The organism is Marseilla massiliensis (genome assembly GCF_016899855.1).
GTDB lineage: Bacteria > Bacteroidota > Bacteroidia > Bacteroidales > Bacteroidaceae > Prevotella.
In genome coordinates this window covers 1-5,497 of the sequence record NZ_JACJJG010000147.1, presented here as the reverse complement: position 1 = coordinate 5,497, position 5,497 = coordinate 1, and the positions used below count along the sequence as shown (strand labels likewise).

Here is a 5,497-nt window from a genome sequence, read left to right as displayed (position 1 = left end):
ACCCAATTATGAATTGTGAATTATGAATTATGAATTAAAATAACGTTTATTATGACCCCTGAATTAGAACAATACTTACTTTCGCATATCGACGCCGAGGGCGACTATCTGTACCGCCTGTGGCGGGCAACCAACGTCCACCTGCTGCGCGGGCGCATGGCCAGCGGCCATCTGCAGGGCCGACTGCTGAAAATGCTGGTGCGCATGGTGCGCCCGAAGAACATACTTGAGGTCGGAACGTTCAGCGGATACAGCGCCATCTGCATGGCGGAGGGGCTCGACGAGGGCGGCATGGTGTACACTTACGAAATCAACGACGAACTGGAGGACTTCACCCGGCCGTGGATTGAAGGCTCGGACGTGGCCGACAGGATACGTTTTATCATCGGCGACGCCGTGAAGGAGGCGCCACGCCTGGGCATTGAGTTCGACATGGCGTTCATCGACGGCGACAAACGCACGTACACCGAGGCTTACGAGATGGCGCTCAAGGTGCTGCGCCCCGGCGGATTCCTGCTCGCCGACAACACTTTATGGGACGGACATGTGCTCGATACCCCGCGACCCGCCGACCGACAGACCATCGGCATAGAGACGTTCAACGACTTCATAGCGCACGACACCCGTGTGGAGAAGGTCATCCTGCCCATCCGCGACGGACTGACAATTGCCATGAAGAAACCCTGCTGACCTGGTATCGCCCGTCAATTATCCGCCAACCGCACATAGAGCAGCACACACTTCGTAACCCGCTGATAATCAACAACATTGTAAAAGGCCGTCTTTCATCTCCTGAAAGACGGCCTTTTAGCGTACGATTGACGGCCTTTTGGAAAGCAAAAGGTGGCCTTCCGTAACGCATCCCATCGTTAAAGAACATTAAATATACAGCGTACCCGCACCAAGTTAAGCACAAATGCGCTATCTTTGCGATATCAAAATGATATCATATAATCATTAAAAGCAAAATCATACAGTTATGGAAAACCAAGAATTTACCTTTGCGGGCAAAACGCTTAACGGCATTGCCATGCTCATCCTCAACCTTCTTGTCTACGCCGTAGGCATCACCCTCATCGTGCTTGCCTGCGCAACGTTCAGCGGGGCGACGGCTGTCGCTGCCGGAGTAGGCGGCGGAGTGCTCATCGTGGCCAACCTCTTCGTTAGCGGCGGATTCGTGCTCGTAGAGCCGGGCGAGGCCCGCGTGATGATGTTCTTCGGCAAGTATCGCGGCACCTTTACACGCGCGGGCTACTTTTGGGTCAACCCCTTCATATCGGTGAAAAAGCTGTCGCTGCGCGCACGCAACCTCGACGCCGAGCCAATCAAGGTGAACGACAAGACGGGTAACCCCGTAATGATAGGCATGGTGCTCGTATGGAAGCTCAAGGACACGTACAAGGCGATGTTCGAAATCGACGCGCAGACAATGGCGGAGTCGAAAGCGGCTACCGACGCGGCCGCAGCGGGAGCGAAGACGGCCAACATCATGAACGCGTTTGAGAAGTTCGTGCGCATTCAGGCGGACGCCGCGCTGCGCCAGGTGGCGGGCCAATACGCCTACGACGACGGCGAACAGGACTGTGGCGAACTGACCCTGCGCGGCGGAAGCGACGAAATCAACAAGGAGCTTGAGCAGAAGATAGACGAGCGTCTTACCATGGCGGGCATTGAAGTGATAGAGGCACGCATCAACTACCTGGCCTACGCGCCCGAGATAGCCGCCGTAATGCTGCGCCGCCAGCAGGCAACGGCCGTGATAGCGGCACGCGAGAAGATTGTAGAAGGTGCCGTATCAATGGTGAAAATGGCGCTCGACAAGCTCTCGACAGAGGAAATCGTAGACCTTGACGAGGAGAAGAAGGCGGCCATGGTGAGCAACCTGCTCGTAGTTCTGTGCGGCGACGACACGGCGCAGCCCGTAATCAACACCGGAACGCTCAACCACTGATTAAATGAAAAATGAAAAATTAAGAGCGAAAAATTCGATTGTTTTACCCGTGTCGTATCCGGCTTATCATGCTAATTGGGCTTATTCTATAAAGTGAAAAAGGAAGAATGAAAAGTAAAAGACGGCAAATCGCCATGCAAAAGGCCGTCTTTTACAAGCTAAAAGGCCACCTTTTACAAGTCAAAAGACGGTCTTTTGGAAAATGAAATATAACATATTGATTTTCAATTAGTTACAGAACAGCTAAAAATCAGGGAGGAAACGCGTATGCAAACAAGACGGATTACGATGGCATTTTCGTGCTCACCTAAGCTTATCGGCAAGGTTTACACGTGCTACGGAGTGGTTGCGGTGCCGTTAGAGGTGTACAACCATGCGCAGGTCGGCTTCTTGTGGCACTGGCTTACCACGCCTTACATCGTAATAATAACGTTAGGCCTGATTGCAGGCGTCGGTCTGTGGCTGTTCAAGCGTGGCGCGATAGAACGCACGGTGACGCTTGGCGGATGGACCGAAAGCCTGTACCGCCGCGGGCGCGGACTGTTCCTCGTCGTCACTTTAGGCATGGGGCTGCTTATATACACCGCCCTTTCGGCCGAACTGGCGAACATATACGTTGAGCGGGGAATGGCTTACGGCGAAGCCTTCGGGCGTTATTTCATAGAGAACGTATGGCAACTCCTGGTGATGTTCCACCTCGCCATCGAGCGCTACACGGCCTTCCTGCAGTACGACCGCTCGCCAGAGGCGTCGCGCCGGATGGTTATGCCGCCGTTCAGAGGTTTTAGAAGATAAGGAGAAAAACATGTTCTGGAAGAAGAAAAGCAAGAAACAACTGATGACGTTCGACCGCTCGCCACGCTTGTCGGGCAAGGTCAACGTATGCTTCGGGCTGCCCCTGCTCGCGCTGTGGCTGCTCCGCTGCTACCACATAAACTGCTGGACCAACGGCACTACGATACTCTAATTCGCCGTGCTGGCCTACATCATCGGCTCGGGCGTGTATCGATGGGCACTCCGCAGGGGCGCAATCAGCGACACAGTGACGCTCGGCGGCTTCAACAACCGCATGTACCTGCGCTACGGCCGGCTGTACATCCCGCTTGGGTTTGCGGTCAATTTCATTGCCTTCTGGGCTCTCGTTCTGCTGCTTACGTTGATAGCCAACGACTTTAAGGTCGTGCCTTTAGGCGATGTCGTTGACATTTTCACCACCCTCGCATGGCTTATCATATTGCAGCTGTACAAGGTCTGGAAGTCGTACGTCGACTTCTACGAGTTCTACCGCTCGCCCGAGGCGTCACGGAAGTTCATCGATTGGTATTGATTTTGTCTACTGATAATTCTAAAAACGTATGTCGATAAAACCTTTCAGGGCAACAAGCGTTGTCGAGTTTGACTGTTCTCCGTGGCCGGAAGGCATGGCCTGCATAACGTTCGGACTGCTTTTCGCCGTGATAATGAGCCTGTATTTTATTATCCACGGCGTTAAGACGGCGTTTGGAGCAGTGCTCGTTTATGCCATAGCGGCGGCGCTTACGGGTTACGGCGTTTACCTGTGGCGTTTCAGGAGAAAGCCGTTCAGGCGCAAAGTAAACCTCGGCGGGATGCAACATCGCCTGTATCTGCACAACCGCTGGCTGTTCATCGTGTTCGAACTGGCGCTCACATTCTTGATATTCGTCGTGTCGTTCTCCGTAGCAACGCTGGTTTTCGACGGCATTGACGGCTTTGCCGACGAACTGAAACACAAGCTCAAGGGATGGGGTTGGCTGTTCATAGCATTCTGTTACAATATCGTCCGCGACTACCTTTCTTATTATACATACCTGCGTTCGCCCGTCGAGACACGCAAGAAGATTGCCTGACGGAGAAACTGTAACCACGAAATAAAATGTAAATGATATGTTCGGAATAAATATAAGACAACTGAAAGTGATGGAATACCAGTGCAGTCCTGTGACCGATGGCAAGACAAGCGTGGCCATCGGCGTGGCAGGTATTGTGCTGACAGCCGCCATCATCGCTACTGAAAGCGGGCTGCAGACGTGGGAATTGGCTCTATTGGCAGTGGCTGACGTAGCCATGCTTGCGTGGGGAGCGTACTGTTGGAAGGTTCGCCGCAAGCCCTTCAAGCGGCAGATCACACTCGGCGGACTGTCCGACCGCCTGTACCGGCGCGGCCATTGGCTGTTTGCCGCGTGCAGCTTCGTGCGTTGCTGCGTCGAATACGCCGTGATAATAACGCTCATTACGCTGCTCGACGGCGGCACGGACTTTGCCGGAGCGTTCGCGGAAAGGCTGCGCGGATGGTTCTTCCTGCTACCCCTCATAATGTACGGAACGTTCCGTGAATATCTGTCTTACTACCAATATTACCACACTCCGGCCGGCCTGCGCCGCGACTTGTTCGCCAAAACGACCAAGACCGACCTCTATACCGAGGCCATGAAGCAAATGAATGATGGCAAAGAAGGAAAGCAACACTAAGAGCTTTGTCCTGCGTGTGGACTCTGAAACGATGGCCGCCATAGAGAAATGGGCGGCCGACGAGTTCCGCTCCACTAACGGACAGCTGCAATGGATAATATCGGAGGCGCTGCGGAAGAGCGGCCGCCAGCCGAAGAGACGCCGCCCCGCGACGGACGAGGGAAAGGAGGACGGCTTATGACTTACCGTGAACTGAGGCGCATGATTGAGCCTGTTTACGGCAAGGATGAAGCCCGTGCCGTGACGGATTACGTGCTCGAAGTGTACTTCGGACTGTCACGCGCCGACGTAATGTGCGGTGCGGTGGAGGAAATGACGGCCGTTCACGAGGCCGAACTACTTAGGATATTCGCCCGTTTGCTTGACGGCGAACCCGTACAATATATCCTTGGGCGGGCTGAATTTGGCCCGAGGTGGTTCAACGTGCGCCCCGGCGTGCTCATTCCGAGGCCCGAAACCGAAGAGCTTTGCGCCCTGATAGTGGCCGAAAACAAAGATAAGGCGCCCCTGAAGGTGCTCGATATCGGCACGGGCAGCGGCTGCATAGCCGTTACCTTGGCGCTCGACATGCCGCAAAGCAGCGTCACCGCATGGGACATCGCGCCCGAAGCGCTCGACACTGCGACAGAAAACGCCCGCCGGTTGGGCGCCAACATAACCGTGGAACGCCGTGATGCGCTTCACCTTGAGGCGCAAGGCGAGACGTGGGACGTCATCGTATCGAACCCTCCCTACATCTGTAATAACGAGAAAAAGACCATGGAACGCAACGTGCTCGACCACGAGCCACACTCCGCATTGTTTGTTCCCGACGACCAGCCGCTGCTGTTCTACACCGCCATTACCCGTTACGCAGCCCGCACATTGAGCCCCGACGGCACGCTGTACTTCGAGCTTAATCCTCTGTATGCCGACCAAACGGCCGACATGGCACGGCAAACGGGCTTCACTGACATAACAATCAAGGAGGACATGTACGGTAAAAGGAGAATCGGAAAATTAAGAATTAAGAGTCGGGAAATTAAGAATTAAGAGTTAAGAATTAAGAAAATATGA

General features: G+C 54.2%; 9 protein-coding genes. All 9 read left to right on the top strand.

Annotated features, from left to right (window positions below; genetic code table 11):
• Positions 1-51: 51 nt before the first annotated feature.
• Complete coding sequence (locus H6A34_RS13540; protein ID WP_021947924.1) at positions 52-690, top strand: O-methyltransferase; 639 nt, start codon at positions 52-54, stop codon at positions 688-690.
• 289 nt (positions 691-979) lie between these two features.
• Positions 980-1,951: an SPFH domain-containing protein gene (locus H6A34_RS13535; protein ID WP_021947925.1), complete on the top strand. Its 972-nt coding sequence runs from the start codon at positions 980-982 to the stop codon at positions 1,949-1,951.
• A 288-nt stretch (positions 1,952-2,239) separates the two neighbouring features.
• Entirely contained in the window at positions 2,240-2,746 is a 507-nt protein-coding gene (locus H6A34_RS13530; RefSeq protein WP_205105947.1) for a hypothetical protein, read from the top strand.
• A 10-nt stretch (positions 2,747-2,756) separates the two neighbouring features.
• Positions 2,757-2,918 (top strand): hypothetical protein, encoded by a 162-nt coding sequence (locus tag H6A34_RS13525; protein ID WP_021947927.1) that lies wholly within the window; start codon positions 2,757-2,759, stop codon positions 2,916-2,918.
• Positions 2,919-2,924: 6 nt separating this feature from the next.
• A complete protein-coding gene (locus H6A34_RS13520; RefSeq protein WP_021947928.1) occupies positions 2,925-3,278 on the top strand; it encodes a hypothetical protein in 354 nt (117 codons plus the stop codon).
• A 28-nt stretch (positions 3,279-3,306) separates the two neighbouring features.
• Positions 3,307-3,819 (top strand): hypothetical protein, encoded by a 513-nt coding sequence (locus H6A34_RS13515; protein WP_205105946.1) that lies wholly within the window; start codon positions 3,307-3,309, stop codon positions 3,817-3,819.
• Positions 3,820-3,856: 37 nt separating this feature from the next.
• A complete protein-coding gene (locus H6A34_RS13510) occupies positions 3,857-4,441 on the top strand; it encodes a hypothetical protein (protein ID WP_205105945.1) in 585 nt (194 codons plus the stop codon).
• Positions 4,416-4,622 (top strand): type II toxin-antitoxin system antitoxin, encoded by a 207-nt coding sequence (locus H6A34_RS13505; protein ID WP_205105944.1) that lies wholly within the window; start codon positions 4,416-4,418, stop codon positions 4,620-4,622. The genes H6A34_RS13510 and H6A34_RS13505 overlap by 26 nt, the downstream gene beginning before the upstream one ends.
• Entirely contained in the window at positions 4,532-5,473 is a 942-nt protein-coding gene (gene prmC / locus H6A34_RS13500; RefSeq protein ID WP_338088667.1) for a peptide chain release factor N(5)-glutamine methyltransferase, read from the top strand. Before H6A34_RS13505 ends, prmC begins: the two co-directional genes overlap by 91 nt.
• Positions 5,474-5,497: the final 24 nt, after the last annotated feature.